This is a genomic window from Marinovum sp. E3, assembly GCF_055755275.1.
Genome location: NZ_JBVTQV010000002.1, coordinates 238229 through 255192 on the forward strand (window position 1 = coordinate 238229; position 16964 = coordinate 255192).

15 protein-coding genes are annotated in these 16964 nt (G+C 63.2%); 3 read left to right on the forward strand and 12 right to left on the reverse strand.

All coding sequences use genetic code 11. The annotated features are described in order from the left end of the window. Positions 1 to 38: 38 nt before the first annotated feature. Positions 39 to 1037 (reverse strand): ABC transporter ATP-binding protein, encoded by a 999-nt coding sequence (locus AC0J5K_RS18575; RefSeq protein WP_274565554.1) that lies wholly within the window; start codon positions 1035 to 1037, stop codon positions 39 to 41. Further along, entirely contained in the window at positions 1037 to 2044 is a 1008-nt protein-coding gene (locus AC0J5K_RS18580; RefSeq protein WP_274565555.1) for an ABC transporter ATP-binding protein, read from the reverse strand. The genes AC0J5K_RS18575 and AC0J5K_RS18580 overlap by 1 nt, the downstream gene beginning before the upstream one ends. Before the next feature lie 133 nt (positions 2045 to 2177). Here AC0J5K_RS18580 and AC0J5K_RS18585 point away from each other — a divergent pair, with 133 nt between their 5' ends. Continuing rightward, entirely contained in the window at positions 2178 to 3197 is a 1020-nt protein-coding gene (locus AC0J5K_RS18585) for an IS110 family RNA-guided transposase (RefSeq protein WP_074838651.1), read from the forward strand. Here the strand turns inward: AC0J5K_RS18585 and AC0J5K_RS18590 are convergent. After that, complete coding sequence (locus AC0J5K_RS18590; protein ID WP_420398584.1) at positions 3154 to 4254, reverse strand: ABC transporter permease; 1101 nt, start codon at positions 4252 to 4254, stop codon at positions 3154 to 3156. The genes AC0J5K_RS18585 and AC0J5K_RS18590 overlap by 44 nt on opposite strands. After that, positions 4251 to 4868 (reverse strand): ABC transporter permease, encoded by a 618-nt coding sequence (locus AC0J5K_RS18595; protein ID WP_274563632.1) that lies wholly within the window; start codon positions 4866 to 4868, stop codon positions 4251 to 4253. Before AC0J5K_RS18595 ends, AC0J5K_RS18590 begins: the two co-directional genes overlap by 4 nt. A 47-nt stretch (positions 4869 to 4915) precedes the next feature. On the opposite strand from AC0J5K_RS18595, the gene AC0J5K_RS18600 reads away from it, so the two are divergent. Further along, complete coding sequence (locus AC0J5K_RS18600) at positions 4916 to 5383, forward strand: ATP-binding cassette domain-containing protein (protein ID WP_274563634.1); 468 nt, start codon at positions 4916 to 4918, stop codon at positions 5381 to 5383. Here the strand turns inward: AC0J5K_RS18600 and AC0J5K_RS18605 are convergent. The 8 genes from AC0J5K_RS18605 to AC0J5K_RS18640 form a co-directional block, all read right to left on the reverse strand. Beyond that, positions 5376 to 5867 (reverse strand): Lrp/AsnC ligand binding domain-containing protein, encoded by a 492-nt coding sequence (locus AC0J5K_RS18605; protein ID WP_274563635.1) that lies wholly within the window; start codon positions 5865 to 5867, stop codon positions 5376 to 5378. The two genes, AC0J5K_RS18600 and AC0J5K_RS18605, sit on opposite strands and share 8 nt — an antisense overlap. Positions 5868 to 6032: 165 nt before the next feature. Next, positions 6033 to 6845, reverse strand: coding sequence for a pyrroline-5-carboxylate reductase (proC, locus tag AC0J5K_RS18610; protein WP_274563637.1), 813 nt, complete (start codon positions 6843 to 6845; stop codon positions 6033 to 6035). A 121-nt stretch (positions 6846 to 6966) separates the two neighbouring features. Continuing rightward, positions 6967 to 8340, reverse strand: coding sequence for a Glu/Leu/Phe/Val family dehydrogenase (locus AC0J5K_RS18615; protein ID WP_274563639.1), 1374 nt, complete (start codon positions 8338 to 8340; stop codon positions 6967 to 6969). 269 nt (positions 8341 to 8609) lie between these two features. Then, positions 8610 to 10073, reverse strand: coding sequence for an amidase (locus AC0J5K_RS18620; RefSeq protein ID WP_274563641.1), 1464 nt, complete (start codon positions 10071 to 10073; stop codon positions 8610 to 8612). Between the two features lie 117 nt (positions 10074 to 10190). Beyond that, positions 10191 to 11507: a short-chain fatty acid transporter gene (locus AC0J5K_RS18625; protein ID WP_048534439.1), complete on the reverse strand. Its 1317-nt coding sequence runs from the start codon at positions 11505 to 11507 to the stop codon at positions 10191 to 10193. 34 nt (positions 11508 to 11541) lie between these two features. After that, a complete protein-coding gene (locus AC0J5K_RS18630; RefSeq protein WP_274563646.1) occupies positions 11542 to 13002 on the reverse strand; it encodes an amidase in 1461 nt (486 codons plus the stop codon). 60 nt (positions 13003 to 13062) lie between these two features. After that, positions 13063 to 14583, reverse strand: a complete 1521-nt coding sequence (locus AC0J5K_RS18635; protein WP_274563648.1) for a malonate--CoA ligase — start codon at positions 14581 to 14583, stop codon at positions 13063 to 13065. 38 nt (positions 14584 to 14621) lie between these two features. Beyond that, complete coding sequence (locus AC0J5K_RS18640) at positions 14622 to 15950, reverse strand: malonyl-CoA decarboxylase (RefSeq protein ID WP_274563650.1); 1329 nt, start codon at positions 15948 to 15950, stop codon at positions 14622 to 14624. A 132-nt stretch (positions 15951 to 16082) separates the two neighbouring features. On the opposite strand from AC0J5K_RS18640, the gene AC0J5K_RS18645 reads away from it, so the two are divergent. Further along, entirely contained in the window at positions 16083 to 16760 is a 678-nt protein-coding gene (locus AC0J5K_RS18645) for a GntR family transcriptional regulator (protein WP_048534444.1), read from the forward strand. Positions 16761 to 16964 lie beyond the last annotated feature (204 nt).

The window sequence follows — 16964 nt, forward strand, 5'->3', positions numbered from 1 at the left end:
AGGGATACAGGTTGCGGTCGGATGACGACCTTCGGGCATCAGCCGGTTTGCAATTGCGCCGGTTCGACCTCATCGCAGAAATGGCAGCGCACATGATGGCCGGGCCCGGCCACTCTCAAATCCGGCCGCTCTGCCCGGCATCGTGACGGCTCCCCCTGGTCGCGGTAGAGCCAGCATCGTGGCTGGAAGGCACAGCCCGTCTCCGGCGCCCTGCCTTCCAGACCGGGCAATGGGATGCGCCTGCGCTTGCGGTCCTCCAGCGGGTCGGCCAGCGGCACCGCCGACAGCAGCGCCCGGGTATAGGGGTGGCGCGCATGGGTCTCGAACCCCGCGGACGGCAGGACCTCGACCACCCGCCCGCGCTCCATGACAGCGACCCGTTGGGCGAACATCGCGACCGCCGGAAGATTGTGCGAGATGAACAGGATCGAAAGCCCCAGTTCGCGTTGCAGCTCGCCCAGCAGATTGAGTATTTGCGACTGGATCGAAACGTCAAGCGCCGAGGTCGGCTCATCGCAAACCAATACCGAAGGTTCCGCCGCGAGCGCGCGGGCGATGCCGATGCGCTGACGTTGTCCGCCCGAAAACTCGTGCGGATAGCGGTCGGCGGCCTCGCGCGGCAACCCCACCAGGTCCAGCAGCTCCGCCACCCGCTCCCGGTGGCGCCCGTGGTGCAGACCGTGCACTTCCAGCGGTTCCGAGAGCGTGGACCGCACCCGCATCCGCGGATCGAGCGAGCTGAACGGATCCTGAAACACCATCTGGATATGGCGCCGGATCGGCTTGAGCCGTCGCGCGGGCATATCTGCGATATCGGTGCCGCGAAAGAAGATGTGCCCGTTGGACGGCCGCAGTAAGCGCACGATCGCCTTGGCCAGACTGCTCTTGCCGCACCCGGATTCACCCACGAGGCCCAGTATCTCACCTTCGCCAAGCTCAAGACTGGCGCGGTCCACAGCATGGAAGGCGGTGCGCTTGCCGGAGTTGTAGGTCACCGACACATCGTCCAGCCTAAGGATTGGCTCAGGTGCTGCCATCATTCGATCCAGCCCCCTTTCTCGGTGCCCCAACACCGGGCGAGGTGCCTGGATGTCCGCGGCAGGAATGCCGGCGCTTGGGTTCGGCAGATGTCGCGCGCATGGGGACAGCGCGGCTCAAAGCGGCACCCCTGAGGCAGGCTCAGGGGCGACGGCGGCTGCCCGGGGATCGTCCTGAAATCGCCTTCACGGGCATCGGTCATCCTCGGAATCGCCTCCAGCAATCCGCGGGCATAGGGCATGGCACTGCGATAAAACACCTCTTCGACCGGCCCGGTTTCGACAAGCTGCCCCGCGTACATGACACCGACCCGGTCGCACATCCGCGCGGCGACGCCGAGGTCATGGGTAATCAGCAGGACCGCCATGCCCTCGTCCTCGGACAAGGCGCGGATCAGATCGAGGATCTGCGCCTGAATCGTCACGTCGAGCGCCGTCGTCGGCTCGTCCGCGATCAGCAGTCTGGGACGACAGGCCAGAGCGATGGCGATCATCACCCGCTGGCGTTGCCCGCCGGACATCTCGAAGGGATATTGATCCACCCGGCTTTTCGGATCGGGAATGCCGACGCGCGACAAAAGCGCCAGCACCTCTTCCCGCGCCGCCTTTGGCCCCATCCGACCATGGATAAGCAGCGGCTCCTCGATCTGCCGGCCGATTGTGGTCGTCGGGTTTAGGCTGGTCATCGGATCCTGAAAGATGAAGCCGATCGACGCCCCCCTGATGGCCTGCATCGCGGTCTCGTCGAGGCCGATCAGGTTCTGCCCGTCCAACTGTACCGTGCCGCTGGGAATGCGCGTGACATTCGCTGGAAGCAGCCCGGCCAACGACAGGGCGAGAGTGCTCTTGCCCGAGCCGGATTCGCCCACCAACCCCAGCGTCTCGCCCCGCCCCAGCGTCAGGCTGACATCCGTGACCGCCGGGATCGGGCCCGCCGGTGACGCGAAGCATATGCTGAGGTCCTCGACCGCGAGCAGCGGGGACTCGTCCAAAGATGTGTCTTTCATGGCCTCACCCACTTTTCGGATCCAGCCAGTCGCGCAGGCCGTCACCCACCAGGTTGATGATGTGGACGCCGCTGCGAGCTCAGCGCCAGATGTGGTGCGGAGTACCACGCAAAAGCAGGAAAGGAGCGTTCCGATGAACATAGCAACAATTGGATTGGACTTGGCTAAGAGTGTCTTTCAGGCACATGGCGTGGATGGGGCCGGGAAGACCGTTCTGGTGAAGAAGCTGCATCGTAAACAGATGCTCCCGTTCTTCTCGAAGCTGCCACCCTGCCTGATCGGTGTGGAAGCTTGTGCCACGGCGCATCACTGGGCTCGGACGTTGATCGCCATGGGCCATGACGTGCGGATCATGCCGCCGTCTTACGTCAAGGGATACGTGAAGCGCGGCAAGAGCGACGCTCTGGATGCCGAAGCGATCTGCGAGGCCGTTGGGCGTCCGACGATGCGGTTCGTTCCTGTGAAGACGGTAGAACAACAGAGCATCCTGATGGCGCACCGGACCCGATCGCTACTCGTGCGCCAACGAACCATGGCCGCGAATGCGCTTCGCGCGCATTTGGCCGAATATGGCCTTGTCGCAAATCCGGGCATCGCCAATCTGGTGAAGCTGGCGGATCGGGCATTTGCCGATGAAGCCCTGCCAGCCTATGCCCACCGGGCGCTTGAGATCCTGATCCGCCGGATCGCTGAATTGACCGAAGAGATCGGCGCACTGGATCAGGACCTGAAGGCCTGGCATGCCGGGAACGAGGCAAGCCGCAGGCTCGCGGCCATCCCCGGCGTCGGTGTGATCACCGCGACCGCCCTCGCAGCGACCGTTACGGACCCGGATCAATTTCGCTCCGGCAGACAGTTCGCTGCCTGGCTTGGGCTCACGCCGCAGCAGCACTCAACAGGTGGCAAGACCCGGCTTGGCGGCATCTCGAAACAGGGCGACCGCTATCTCAGGCGATTGCTGGTCGTCGGGGCCACGGCAGTCATGCGGCACGCCAAGCGAAACCCGACGCCGATGACGGACTGGGTGAACGGATTGCTGGAGAAAAAGCCGTTTCGGCTTGTTTCTGTCGCGCTCGCAAACAAACTCGCCCGCATCGCATGGGTACTGCTCACGCGCGGCGAGACCTACAGGCCCTACGGGCGACCCGTTTGACAGCACCGGCCGAAACCAGATTGGCAATGGCAGTCGATGATGCGTAACGATCGAGCCAAAGGTGAAGCAAACCCGTCTGATTCAACGCGCCTCCAAAGCGCGCCAGGTTGATCAGGGACCTCACCGGCGGATTTCCATCAGGGCCAGCGGCAGAAGACAGCCGCGCAAGCAGGCCGGACATATGAAAGCAACCGATCACCGCAACCGACAAAATCAACCCTTGCCATAGGCGGCGTCCACATATGAACCCGAGACCGGTAACGAAGAGGGCAATGCCGGGCAGAAGCAGCAAAAGCGGCTGTTCCCAGGTGAAATAGCGGCCGTCGGAAATCATCAGCCCCCACTCCGATCCCGGCGGCTGCACTCCGAGACCGAAGAAATTTAGCGCGGCACCGGTCAGGATGTTGGTGCCGATCCTGAGCGTGGCAATAGACGTCAGCGGCGTTGCCATGTTGGGCAGGACGTGGTGCAGGACGATACGCCGGGGGTTTGCACCCAGTACAATCGCGGCGTTGACATAGTCCTGCGCGATGACCTGACGGGCAGCGGAATAGGCCACGCGGGCGAAGATGGGCGTGCTGTAGATACCCAGGGCGACGATCAGCGGGAAAACGCCGCGGCCCAGGATCGCTGCGAGGATCATCGCCTGCACCACCCCGGGCAGCGCCAGCAGCGCATCGACAAACCGGATGCAGACCGCCTCGACCCAGCCACGGCACTGGGCCGCGAGCAGACCGATTCCGGAGCCCAGAACAAGCCCGATCAGCATGCTGCTGGCCCCGATCAGAAGCGAAATCCGCCCGCCCGCCATCAGGCGCGCCATCACGTCACGCCCCTGATCGTCAGCACCAAGGGGATACGCGGCGCTGGGGTCGGCGAAGGCATTGATCAGGTTCTGATGGTCTGGATCTGTGGTCCAGAACAGCGGACCGAGCAGCGTGAAGAGAAGCACGAATGCCACCAGCGTGCCGCCGATCCTGCCCCCCGGCGGCAGGCTTGCCCAGGCCCTCCGGATCGCGTGGCCTGAGGCTGCGGGAATGGTTGTCCCGGCGCTCATGCGCGCAGCCTCGGATCGATGGTCATGTTTGTCAGGTCAACCAGCAGGTTGATAACAACAAAGGTCACGCCGAACAGCAGGATCAAACCTTGCAGGAGCGGGTAGTCGCGGTACAGCACCGACTGGATCAGCAACCGCCCGACCCCCGGCCAGTTGAACACCGTTTCGGTGACCACAGCCCCGCCCAGCAACATCCCAGATTGCAGCCCGACGACCGTCACCGTGGGCACCGCCGCATTGCGCAACACATGGGCCAGCACGATACGGCGGAAAGAGGCGCCCTTGGCGCGTGCGGTGCGGATGTAATCCATCTGCAGCACTTCGATCACGCTGCCCCGCGTGAGCCGTGTGATCAGGCCGATCTGGGTCGATGCAAGCACGATAGCGGGTAGGATCAGATGCCGCCAGGACCCTGCGCCGGAAGAGGGCAGCCAGCGCAGGTTCACCGGGAAGACCTCGATCAGCACGAGGCCGAACCAGAACGCGGGAACCGAGGTCAGCCCGACGGCCAATGAGGTCGCCGCGAGGTCAGCCGCCCTGTTCTGCCGGAACGCAGCGATGATGCCCGCCGGCACCGCGAAGGCCACCGCGAGACACATCGCGCTGAACAGCAATGGCAGGGTCGCGCTGAGGCCAGAGAGGATCTGGTGCGCTGACCGTGATGGAGAACCTGATGTTGCGCTCGCGCCCGCTAAACTGGAAATTGCGGGCGCAGCGCCTTGACAGTGTGTTCGGACTTTTTCCGCATCTTGCGGACAAGCGCCGGCAGACAGCTTCGGACCTCTTGGACGGTGACAGGCGGGTCCTGTTGTTGTGCCTGGCCCTGATGGCAGGGCCGCGCATCCTTTTGCTTGATGAGCCTTTGGCGGGACTTTCACCGCTCATGATGCGCGACATTCTTGACGCGATTGTTCGCATCCGCAACGAAGCGGCGATCACCGTACTTATGGTCGAGAAGAACGCTCTCGGCGCGCTGAGCGTGGCCGACCGCGCCTACGTGATGACCAATGGACAGATGGCGGTGACAGCCTCGGCGCAAGACCTTCTGAACGATCCGGCGATGGAATGGCACAACTTCGGTGACGCTCCGAAGGCGGATGATGCGGGTGCCGGGCCGGCAGTCAGATAACAGCAAGCGGTGCGTTCTGCTTGATCTCTTCGAGCACGACATAGGTGTTCGTACCGCTGACACCGGGCCAGTTGAGCACCACCATGCCAAGGAATGTCCGGTAACTTTCCATCGAGCCGAATCGGGTCTTGACCAGATAGTCAAACCCACCACCCACCATGTGGCACTCGATCACTTCCGGAGCGGTATTCACCGCTTTTGCAAATTTCTCAAAGACCTGGGGCGTCGCGTTGTCGAGACGGATTTCGATAGAAACGAGAAGCGACAGACCGACCTTCATAGGATTGAGCACAGCGCCGAAACTGCTGATGATCCCCTCGTCCTGAAGGCGGCGGATGCGGTCGCTCATGGAGGTTGCCGGAATGCCGACTCTTTCGGCTAGCTCGACATTGGTGATCCGGCCCTCCTTTTGCAGGATCTGCAGGATCTGGCGGTTGATCATGTCAAAGCCGTCGGATGACATCGACCTTGGCAGTTGTCTCATGCGCATGTCCCGAACCTCGCGAATGATGGCGCAATCATAAAGGGAGTGTCCTCGGCCTCACGTGGGACGCCGAAGGGAAGGCGGAGGAAACACCGCGTCGAAATAGATGCCCCCCGCCCTGTTAGGCCCAGGGGTCCAGGGCTGCCGGAGCGCGGGCCATGTAGGTCATTGGGGGCTGACCGACAGTTCCCGGGCACGCCGGAGCGCAGCAGAGGTGCACTCCGCCAGCAGGTGTTGCAGCGCGTCATCCGCTTCAAGCACGCCCAGCCCTTCCTGCGTGGTGCCGCCGGGGCTGGCCACCATGCGTTTGAGGTCTGAAGGCGTGCGGTCTTGCGCGGTCATCATCATTGCCGCGCCCAGCATGGTCTGCGTGACAAGGCGGCTTGCGTCCTTCGGCTTGAACCCGAGTGCGCAAGCCGCGTTCTGCATTTGCTCGGCAAAGGCAAAGACGAAGCCGGGACCGCTGCCCGCTATTGCCGTCGCCGCGTCGATATCAGCCTCTTCCCCCAGCCAGTGGAACTGGCCGATGCCCGCAAACAGGTCTTCGACGGCGGCACGGGACGCGGCATCAATCGCCGCCGGGTCAGCGAAACCCACGCTCATCGACTGGCCGATCATGGCGGCAATATTGGGCATGACCCGCACCACGCGGGACGACCCGGTTCGCGCGGCCATCGTGGCGGTATTGACGCCCGCCATGACCGAAACGGTCACGGCATTGGCAATCGCCGACAGAACCTCTTGCGGCAGAGTCTCGAAATGATGCGGCTTGACGGCAACGATTGCGATGTCCGGGGTCAGCCCGGCCAACTCCGCCGGATCAGAAACGACGCGGACGGAGGCATCTTGCAGCTCCGGGTTGCCGGGATCGTAGACCGTGAACCGTGTCGCGGGGCTGGATTTCAGCGCGCCGTAGAGGATGGCCGAGCCCATGTTCCCGCAGCCAATCAATAGCGCTGAACTCGTCTTGCTGCTCATGACACCCTCCCGGCGGGCCAAATTAAGAATCGATATTGTCTTAATGACATTCTATTCAAGTACTATTGTACTGTAAATATGTCTTTATAGCGAACCGCCGGCAATCTGACGCTCGACCCGCCTATAGCCCGATGGCGCGATAGGCCTCTGCGACCTCGTCGATGGCAATCGCATAGGCCGCGGTGCGCAGGTCGGCGTAACGCCCGTTTCCGGCGTTCCACAGGGTTGTCATCCGGTGGTAAGCCGCCCGCATCACGTCATCGAGCCCCGAGCGCACCAGCGTGATCTCGCTGCGGCCTTCGAGGTAACGGCTGTTCTCGACAGGGAATGTGCGGCCGGTCATCTGCTCCAGCGACCGCGCCAGGAGCCTGTGCTCATCCTCCTCCAGCCGCCGTTCCATCAGGCCAAAGGGAATATGGCTGAGGTTCTTGACCCATTCGAAATAGGAGACGACGACGCCGCCGGCATTGGCAAAGAGATCGGGAATGATCACCACGCCCCGCTCCCGCAAGATCGCGTCGGCGGCCTTGGTCACCGGCCCGTTGGCCGCCTCGACGATCAGCCGGGCGCGGATGCCATCGGCGTTCTCCGAGGTGATCGCCCCTTCTGCTGCCGCCGGGATGAGAATGTCACAGGCATCGCACAAGGCTCCCATGTCCGGAGCGCTGATCTCCCCTCCGGCGAAACCCGCGACCGATCCGGTCTTCAGAAGATGCGTCTTGAGCGCCTCGATGTCGATGCCGTCGGCATTGCGGACCACGCCCGTGCGTTCGATCACTGTGACGATCTTGACGCCATCCTCCTCGGACAGGAACTTGGCAGCATGGTAGCCGACGTTTCCGAGCCCCTGAATGACGCAGGTCAGCCCGGCAAGGCTTTCGTCGCGAAACCCGGCCCGGCCCCGGTCGCTTTCGTGGCGAAAGAACTCGCGCATCGCAAATTGCACGCCGCGGCCCGTGGCCTCGGTCCGGCCTTCGATGCCGCCGCCGCCGACCGGCTTGCCCGTGACACAGGCCAGCGCATTGACATCCTGGGGCCGGCTGCGGCGGTACTCGTCAGCGATCCACATCATGTTGAGTTCGGTCGTGCCCATGTCGGGCGCAGGCACGTTTGATGCGGAGCTCAGAAACTCATGCGCCAGCAGTTCCTGGGCAAACCGGCGGGTGATCTTTTCCAGCTCGACCTCAGTCCATTCCGAAGGATCGATGCGCAGCGCACCTTTCGAGCCGCCGAAAGGCAGACGCATCAGTGCGCATTTATAGGTCATCAGCGCCGCCAGCGCTTCGACCTCATCCTGGTCGGCATCCTGGGCAAAGCGGATACCGCCCTTGGCGGGCCGGTTGTGGCTGGAATGGACAGAGCGCCAGCCGGTGAAGGTATGCATCCGGCCCCGTAGCCGGACACCGAAACGGGTGACATAAGTCGCGTTGCAGACCTTGATCTTCTCGGCCAGCCCCTCCGGCAGGTCGCATTGGCAGACTGCCGCATCGAACATGTCATTCACGTCTTCAAGAAAGCCTTGGCTCGCCATTTCAGGAACGTCCCATTTCCAAGTGTCACCGCGCCGCTTGATTGCGGCTGCTGGGTATCCAGGGTTCTAAACAATTAAAGCCCAAACTGAAGTCGATTGTGGCCTTATTTTCCTGAATCCTCGGTCGAATTGCCTTACTATCAAGGAAAATCTGACCGGTTCTCCCTTGATGACGAGTCGATTCGGGAAAATCGGTGATCACGCGCCACTGGCGAGCTGTCTGGTCGGACGACTTACCAGGGCCGGCGCGTAAATTCGGGGCCTGCCGCGCGTTCATAGGCGCGCGCAATCCGCAGCAAGTCGAGGTCTCCCCTGTGCCGCCCGATCAGTTGCAGGCCCATCGGCAAACCGGATGTGTTGAAGCCCGCCGGGATCGAAATGACCGGATGGCCTGACAGCGACCCGGGGATCACCACCTCCATCCAGCGGTGATAGGTGTCCATCCCGCGCCCGGCGATCTCCTGTGGCCAGCTCTGCTCGATCGCAAAGGGAAAGACCTGCGCGGTTGGCAAGGCCACGACGTCGTAGCGCGCGAGCAGGCGGGTCAACGCGACCTGCCAGGCTGTGCGGCTGACGTTGGCGGCGTGAATGTCGCGCCCGGTGAGCGACAGCGCGCCTTCGACTTCCCATTGCGCTTCCGGCTTCAGCATCTCGCGCTTCTCGGGGTCGTCATAAAACGCGCCGATGCTACCCGCCACACCCCAATGGCGCAGGGTCAGCCAGCAGCGCCAGAGCCGGTCGGGATCGAAGTCGGGCAATGCCGCGTCAACCTCGGCCCCCAGATCCCGGAATGTTGCGAGCGCCTGTTCGCAGAGCGGCAGGATGCCGGGCTCCATCGGCAAGTGACCATTCCAGTCGCCCATCCAGGCAATGCGCAGCCCGTTGATATCGCGGTCGAGCGGCGCGGTGAACACCGCCGGATCTTCGTCGAGCGACAGGGGCACGCGGGGATCGGCACCGGCCTGCGTGGCAAGCAGGCGGGCAAGATCGGGCACGGTGCGCGCCATGGGGCCTTCGGTCACCAGTTGCTGGCCAAAAACCTCGGGCGCCGGGCCAAAGGGGACGCGGCCGAACGACGGGCGAAACCCGTAGACATTGTTGAAGGCGGCCGGGTTGCGCAGCGACCCCATCATGTCACTGCCGTCGGCCACCGGCAGCATGCGCAGCGCCAGCGCCACGGCCGCACCGCCCGAAGAGCCCCCGGCGCAGAGGCCAGGGTCATAGGCGTTGCCGGTGGCCCCGAACACAGGGTTGTAGGAATGAGAGCCGAGGCCGAATTCCGGCACGTTGGTTTTGCCGATCACGATGGCACCGTCGCGCTTCATCCGCTCAACGACGATGGAATCGGTTTGTGGCACGTTGCCGGCCAGAAGGGGCGAGCCAAAGGTGGTGCGCAGCCCTGCCGTCATCGCAAGATCCTTGATCGCCTGCGGAATGCCATGCAGCCAGCCACGCGAAACCCCGCGCGCAAGCTCGGCGTCGCGGGCATCGGCCTCGTGCAACAGGGCGTCGCCGTCACGCAACGAGACGATGGCGTTGACCCGAGGATTGACCGCTTCGATATGACCGAGATAGGCGGTCATGACCTCGCGACACGAAATGTCGCGGGCATGGATGGCGCGCGACAGGGACATGGCATCCCAGGTGCAGGGAGTGGGCACATCATCACTGTTAAGGGACGGGCGTGTGTCTGTCATGGCGCTCTCTTCGGGTGTGGTCGGGCAGGCAAGGTACGGCGCAGCCGACACTGGTGATGCGCACCGCCCATTTCAATGATATCCGGACCGCACGAGGCGCGCGGTCCGGCAAGCAGGCTACGGCAGGAAGGTCAGCCCGCCGCCGATGATCACACCGGTCACGACAAGGACGATCAAGCAGAAGCCCATGATGTCCTTGGCCGAGAGCCCGGCAATGGCAAGGATCGGCAGCGCCCAGAACGGCTGGATCAGGTTGGTCCAGGTGTCGCCCCAGGCTACGGCCAGTGCTGCGCGGGCCGGAGAGACGCCAAGCGCCGCCGCCGCATCCAGAACGATCGGGGCCTGCACCGCCCATTGCCCGCCACCTGACGGCACGAAGATATTGACGATCCCCGCCGACAGGAAGGTAAAGAGCGGAAAGGTCTGTTCGGTCGAGATCGCCACGAAACCGCTCGACAGCGTGACCGCCAGACCGGACCCCACCATCATGCCCATGATGCCCGCATAGAAGGGAAACTGGATCACGATGCCGCCGGCCCCTTCGATGGCCTTTTTCATCGCCGCGAGGAACAGGGTCGGACGTCCGTGCAGCAAGATCCCGGCAAAGAGCAACGTGAAGTTCATGATGTTCAGGTTCAGCCCGCCATCCGCCGCAAGGAAATAATGCGCGACGTAGAGCAGCCCAAGCCCCCCCGCGAGGATCGAAATCAGGCGACTGTCATCCATGCCATTCGCCAGGGTCGTGCTGTCCGCGCCGTCGTCTTCGGTCTCGGCCAGCCGCGCGGGATCGACGGTCACGGTCTCTTCCGGCGAGGGCATGATCAGGCGGTTGACCAGCGGGATCGCCAGCAGCAGCCCGAGCAGGATGCCAAGGTTCAGGGTCGAAAACAGGGTTTCACTTGTCGGGATGATACCGATCAGCTCCTGCGCAAAATGCCCCTCGGTCGCGATCACCAGTGGGATCGACCCGGACAGGCCGCCATGCCAGATCATGAAGCCACTGTAGGCGCTGGCGATGGCAAGACGGTAGTCAAGCCCTTCCACCTGACGGCCCAATTCACGGGCAAAGAAAGCGCCGATCACCAGTCCGAAACCCCAGTTGATCCAGGCCGCGACCAGCGAGACAAGTGTCACCAGAATGATGGCCTGCCCCGGCGTGCGCGGCAGGCGCGCCAGCGCCCGCAACAGCTTGCGGAACGGCGGCGTGCTGGCCACGACGAAACCGGTCACGAGGATCAGCACCATCTGCATTGAAAACGCCAGTAGGTTCCAGAACCCCTCTCCCCAGTAGGTCATCATTGCGATGGGGCTCTGGCCTTCGACCAGCATCCCGGCGGCAAAGACCACCAGTGTCAGCATCAGCACCAGAACAAATGCGTCCGGCAGATATCGTTCGACCATGCGCACCGACGCGCGCGTTGCACCCTTGAACATGAGGTTTCTCCTCCCTCGTTGTGATGGATTGATCTCAGCTGCGCGGCAGGATCGGCATCTGTTTGGCCAGCCCGAGCGCATCCTCCAAAAGATGTGCCGAGGACAAGAGATCGAAGTCGCCGCGCGGCTTGCCGATCAGTTGCAGGCCCACGGGCAGACCGTCTTTCGTCGTGCCGCAGGGGATCGAGATCGCCGGGCAGCCGGTCAGCGTGATGACGAAGGTCAGGAACATCCAGTCGATGTAGGATGTCAGCGTCTGACCGCCGATCTCGGTCGGGAACCGCTGATCGACCTTGTAGGGCGGCACGGTCACCGTCGGGCAGGCCAGCAGATCGTGGGTCTCGAAGAAGCGGGTCATTTCGTGGAAGATGCGGGCGCGGACCCGCTCGGCGCTCAGCACCTCGTCGGCGGTAATGTTCTGGCCCTTCTCGATGTTCCAGATGATCTCCGGCGCGACACGCTCGCGGTCGGTTTCCAGCAGGTCGCCGCGCAGCGTGGCCACGAGCACCGCCCGAAGCGTCTGGAAGGCGTCGATGCCGCCGCCGAGATCAGGGCAGGTCTCTTCGACCGTCGTGCCCATATCGGCAAATCCCTGTGCGCCCTTGCGGCAAATCTCGGCCACCTCGGGATCGACCAGCGACAGGCCGAGATCGGGGCTGTAGGCCACGCGCTTGGGAGGACTTGCGTTTTTCACGGCTTGGACAAAGGGTTTTTCGGGCCGCGGAATGGCCAGCGGATCGCGAGGATGCGCATGGGCCAGCGAGTCGAGCATAAGCGCACAATCGGCCACATTGCGGGCCATCGGACCTTCGACCCAGAGCGGATCGAACGGCAAAAGCCCCTTGCCGCGCGGCACCCGGCCCACACTGGGGCGCAGCCCGACGATGCCGCAATAGCTGGCGGGAATGCGCAGGCTGCCGCCGAGGTCGTTGCCGGTGGCAAGCCAGGCCTCGCCCGCCGCAAGCGCGCAGGCCGAGCCGCCCGACGAGCCGCCAACAGTGCGCGTCAGATCCCAAGGGTTGCGGGTGGCGCCGAAGACCGGGTTGAAGGTATTGGCACCGGCGATCTCCGGCACGTTCGATTTCGCCATCGGGATGCCGCCGCTTTCTTCAAGCGTCACCACGGTATAGTCTGACTCTTCCACCCGGTTCTCGGCAAAGATCGGCGAGCCGTAGGTGGTGATCTGTCCGGCGACGTCGTTGTAATCCTTCACCGCGACCGGCAGACCGGCGAGCCAGCCGGGACGGCCGGCGCCCGGATGGTCCTTTTGCGCCGCAAACGCCTTGGCGGCGTCGCGCGCTTCGTCGAAGAAACGGATCGGAAGGGCATTGATCTGCGGCTCGACGGCCTCGATGCGCGCGACGGCGGCGTCGACCAGCTCAAGCGGCGTGACCTCGCCCTTTTTCAAGAGGCCAACCACCTCGGTCGCGGTCATCTCGACCAGTTCATTGGTGCTGCTCGCTTGCGAGGCGATATCGTTTTGTTGCGAGTTCATGCGGGTTCCTCCCCCTGACTGAGTTTTCAATTTATCTGTCGGCCCGACGCGCAAAGCGCGTCAGTTGGCCGTTTGGTAGAGATCCTTATAGCGCGTGCGCAGCTCGGCCTTTTGCACCTTGCCCATGACGTTGCGGGGCAGTTCCTCGATACAAAGCACGCGCTTGGGCTGCTTGTAGCGTGCCAATACGCTGGAAAGCCCGTTTTGCAGGGCTGCCTCGTCGACCGCTTCGCCGGGGCGCGGGACAACGATGGCGGTCACAGCTTCGCCGAAATCGGGGTGCGGCAGGCCGATCACGGCGGATTCCGAAACTCCCGGCAGGTCGTCGATCAGCGCCTCGATTTCCTTGGGATAGACGTTGTAGCCACCGGTGATCACCAGATCCTTGTCGCGCCCGACAATGCGCAGATAGCCGTCATCGTCGATCCTCCCGAGGTCGCCGGTGATAAAGAACCCATCGGCGCGAAACTCGGACGCGGTCTTTTCCGGCATGCGCCAGTAGCCCTGGAACACGTTCGGGCCGCGCACCTCAATGGCGCCGATCTCGCCCTGCGGCAGTTCGGCACCGGTCTCGCGTTCGGTTATGCGGATTTCGACCCCCGGCAGCGGAAACCCGACGGCGCCGGGGCGTCGCGCACCGTCATAAGGGTTCGAGGCGATCATGCAGGTTTCGGTCATGCCGTAGCGTTCGAGGATCGCAAACCCCGTGCGTTGCTCAAAGGCGCGGTGATCCTCTTCCAGTAGCGGCGCAGAGCCGGACACAAAGAGCCGCATTCCGGCTGTGGTCACGGCGTCCAGCCGGGGCGATTTCAGCAACCGGGTGTAGAAAGTCGGCACGCCCATCAGCACGGTCGCGTCCGCCATTTCCGCAATGATCTCGTCAGGATCGAAGCGGGTCAGGAAAATCATCGTGGCCCCGGCGGCCAGCGCCATGTTGCAGGCCACGAACAGCCCGTGGGTGTGGAAGATCGGCAGCGCATGGATCAGCCGATCCTCGCTGGTAAAGTGCCAGGCATCGAGCAGCGCGGCACAATTCGACGCCAGGTTGCCATGGGTCAGCACCGCACCCTTGGAGCGCCCGGTCGTGCCAGAGGTATAGAGGATCGCCGCCGGATCAGCAGCGCTGCGCGCCACCGAGGTTTCGATCGGTGTGACCCGGCGGGCGCGTTCGGCAAGCGTACCCTCTCCTGCCCCGCCAAGGCTTTCGACAGTCAGCTGATCCGAAGCGCGAGCCGCGTGCTGGCTCAGGGTTTCAGGGCGGCAGACAAAGAGCGCAGGCTCGGAATCGCCGAGGAAATAGTCGATCTCGGCCCCGGTATAAGCGGTGTTGAGCGGCAGGAAGACCGCCCCCCGGTGCAGCGTGGCGAGATACAGCAGCACCGCTTCGGGGCTTTTGTCCACCTGCGCCGCTACGCGGTCGCCCGGTTGAACGCCGATCTCCTCCAGCACGCCGGCAAAAGCCGTGACCTGGGCCATCGCCTCGGCAAAGGAAATGTCCGGCTCACCGGGCCGTTCGAACAGCACCTTGGCGCCGTTGGCGTCGCAATTCCGGGCAAAGAGGTCGAGAAGTGTCTTGAACATGAAGGTTTCCCTTTCCGGTCTGAAGGTCGGATCAGATGTCATTCGGCTGTCGCCTTCTGGCTGCGCAGCGCGCGTTTCAGATCTGGGCCGCAAGTGACGGTGCCATCGGTGACAAAGGCTTCGTGCTGCGCCTCGATCCGCTCGGGTTCGTAGAGATAGTTGATCATCACCCCATGCGCGCGGCTCAGCGCCCCTGCGGCGAGGTCGGCGGGCCAGTTGACCCGATGGGCCGACGCGCCATTGCCGAGATGGAAGCGCGCAACCGGGTCGACGGGCGCGCCAGAGGCGGTTTTGCCTTGGGTGAAGTAGCGTGCGGCCCAATGATGAAGCTGCGGCGCAAGCCGTTGGATCGCCGCGTCGTCACTCTGCCAACCGCCTTCGGCCAGTTCATTGGAGAGGCGCTGTGCCGCAGGATCGGTCTGTTTGGACAGCCAGCCCGAGAATTCCGGCGCGGGCGACAGCGTCACGAAATTTTTCAGCCCCGGCAACTGGCTGGACAGATCCCGCACCACCTGCTTGATCAGGAAGTTGCCGAAGGACACGCCCTTCAGTCCCGGCTGGCAATTGCTGATAGAATAGAAAACCGCAGAGTCCGCCTCGCCCTCTTCGACATCGTGCGCATCTGAGAGCAGCGGGCCGATGGCGTCGGGAATACCCCGGCACAGCGCGACTTCGACAAAGATCAGCGGCTCGTCGCCGGTGGCGGGGTGAAAGAAGCCGTAACAGCGGCGGTCGGCGGGATCGAGACGGCGGCGCAGATCGTCCCAGTCACGGATTTCATGCACCGCCTCATAGGCGACAATCTTTTCCAGAATCGCGGCAGGCGTGTTCCAGTCGATGCGACGCATCACCAGGAACCCACGATTGAACCACGACGCGAGCAGGTGCCCGAAATCGGCGTCGAGCGGCCGTAGCTCCGGGGCTTCGCGGATCAGGCCAAGCAGGTCGGCGCGCATCCGAACAAGCTGAAGCGTGCCGCCGAGCGCGAAATTCAGACGCCGCAACAGGGTCTGGCGACGCGGCTCAACCGCCCGGAACAATGCCTCGAGGTCGGCTTCGTCCTGAGTCTTGTCCCAAGCGCCGAACGCGCTTCGGATTGCCGCAGGATCTGCGCTGTAGTCGGTCAGGAGGCTGCGGAAGAAATCCGCCTGCCCTGCCCGGTCGAGCTTGCCATAGGCGTCAAGCGCGTCTCTCGCCACGGCCACCTGCAAGGCTTCGCCAGCGTGCCGCATCAATTCGGTGCAAGCATCCGCAAGGCGTTGATCGGCGGGCAGAGAGGACCGGCCTGTGCCTTCGGCCTTCACGCTGATGCGTGCGCCGATGCTGTGCAAAAGCTCGTTGAGGAAAGCGATGTTGGAGCCGGGCATGGTGAATCTCCTCTTGGTGGATGGCATCGTTATACACGAAATCGCTTCTGTTGTATATAACAAAGAATTCTGTGGATGCATGAGGTAAGATATTCTATTTTTCAAACCAGTTCACAACGGAGGCCCCCATCCATGAGCAACGTGTCGAACACGCTCCGCATTCGCGAATCTCTTGAAAACGCGATTGTTGACGGCCGATACGTGCCGGGCACCAAGCTCGATCCGATACAGCTGGCCGAAGAATTCGGATGTTCCCGCACGCCGATCCGCGAAGCCTTGCAGCAGCTCGAAGCCTCGGGCCTCGTGCGGATTCACGCAAAGCGCGGCACATTCGTATCGGAATGGAACGTCGAAGAGCTGGCCGAACGCTTCGAGGTGATGGCAGAACTCGAGTCCACCTGCGCAAGACTGGCCGCCCGCCGCATCACGAACGAGGAACTGGCCGAATTGGTGTCACTGCATGAAAGATGCCGCCGGATGGCGGAGGACGAACGGTACGACGATTACTATGCCGAGAACTCGGCTTTTCACGCCTGTATTTACACCGCCACGCACAATAGCTTTCTCGCACAAGAGGCGCTGCGACTGCACGCCATGTTGCAACCCTATCGCCGCATCCAGCTTCGGGTCCGCAATCGGATGAAGCGCTCCTACAACGAACATGAGGCGGTGGTGTGCGCGATCCGAAATGGTGATGACAGCGCGGCATCAGAGGCGATGCGGGCGCATGTTCTGATCCAGGGCGACCGGTTCCACGATCTCGTCGCGGCTCTCAGAACCGAACCCTCCGTGCAACAGGCGATCGAGTGATACCGATAGTCCGTCTGCCTGCTTTTGCGCCGCCGGGTGGCTGATTTTTCCACCGCCGTTGACATGCCAGGGCGCTGGTTCGCCCCCTGTCTCAGATTTGAGGGAAAGGTTATCGGATTGAACGGCGACGGGCGGACGTTGATTTCGTTGAGTTTCTCATCTCACAAATCAGCGGCCGCGCATTCCAGAGCAGAAAGATCCCCG

Bases quoted from the DNA above. Each gene is read 5' to 3' on its own strand.
- AC0J5K_RS18575 (WP_274565554.1), bottom strand. From the start codon at position 1,037: ATGGCAGCACCTGAGCCAATCCTTAGGCTGGACGATGTGTCGGTGACC.
- AC0J5K_RS18625 (WP_048534439.1), bottom strand. From the start codon at position 11,507: ATGTTCAAGGGTGCAACGCGCGCGTCGGTGCGCATGGTCGAACGATAT.
- AC0J5K_RS18590 (WP_420398584.1), bottom strand. From the start codon at position 4,254: ATGAGCGCCGGGACAACCATTCCCGCAGCCTCAGGCCACGCGATCCGG.
- AC0J5K_RS18635 (WP_274563648.1), bottom strand. From the start codon at position 14,583: ATGTTCAAGACACTTCTCGACCTCTTTGCCCGGAATTGCGACGCCAAC.
- AC0J5K_RS18585 (WP_074838651.1), top strand. From the start codon at position 2,178: ATGAACATAGCAACAATTGGATTGGACTTGGCTAAGAGTGTCTTTCAG.
- AC0J5K_RS18630 (WP_274563646.1), bottom strand. From the start codon at position 13,002: ATGAACTCGCAACAAAACGATATCGCCTCGCAAGCGAGCAGCACCAAT.
- AC0J5K_RS18600 (WP_274563634.1), top strand. From the start codon at position 4,916: ATGGAGAACCTGATGTTGCGCTCGCGCCCGCTAAACTGGAAATTGCGG.
- AC0J5K_RS18620 (WP_274563641.1), bottom strand. From the start codon at position 10,073: ATGACAGACACACGCCCGTCCCTTAACAGTGATGATGTGCCCACTCCC.
- AC0J5K_RS18605 (WP_274563635.1), bottom strand. From the start codon at position 5,867: ATGAGACAACTGCCAAGGTCGATGTCATCCGACGGCTTTGACATGATC.
- AC0J5K_RS18615 (WP_274563639.1), bottom strand. From the start codon at position 8,340: ATGTTCGATGCGGCAGTCTGCCAATGCGACCTGCCGGAGGGGCTGGCC.
- AC0J5K_RS18580 (WP_274565555.1), bottom strand. From the start codon at position 2,044: ATGAAAGACACATCTTTGGACGAGTCCCCGCTGCTCGCGGTCGAGGAC.
- AC0J5K_RS18640 (WP_274563650.1), bottom strand. From the start codon at position 15,950: ATGCCCGGCTCCAACATCGCTTTCCTCAACGAGCTTTTGCACAGCATC.
- proC (WP_274563637.1), bottom strand. From the start codon at position 6,845: ATGAGCAGCAAGACGAGTTCAGCGCTATTGATTGGCTGCGGGAACATG.
- AC0J5K_RS18645 (WP_048534444.1), top strand. From the start codon at position 16,083: ATGAGCAACGTGTCGAACACGCTCCGCATTCGCGAATCTCTTGAAAAC.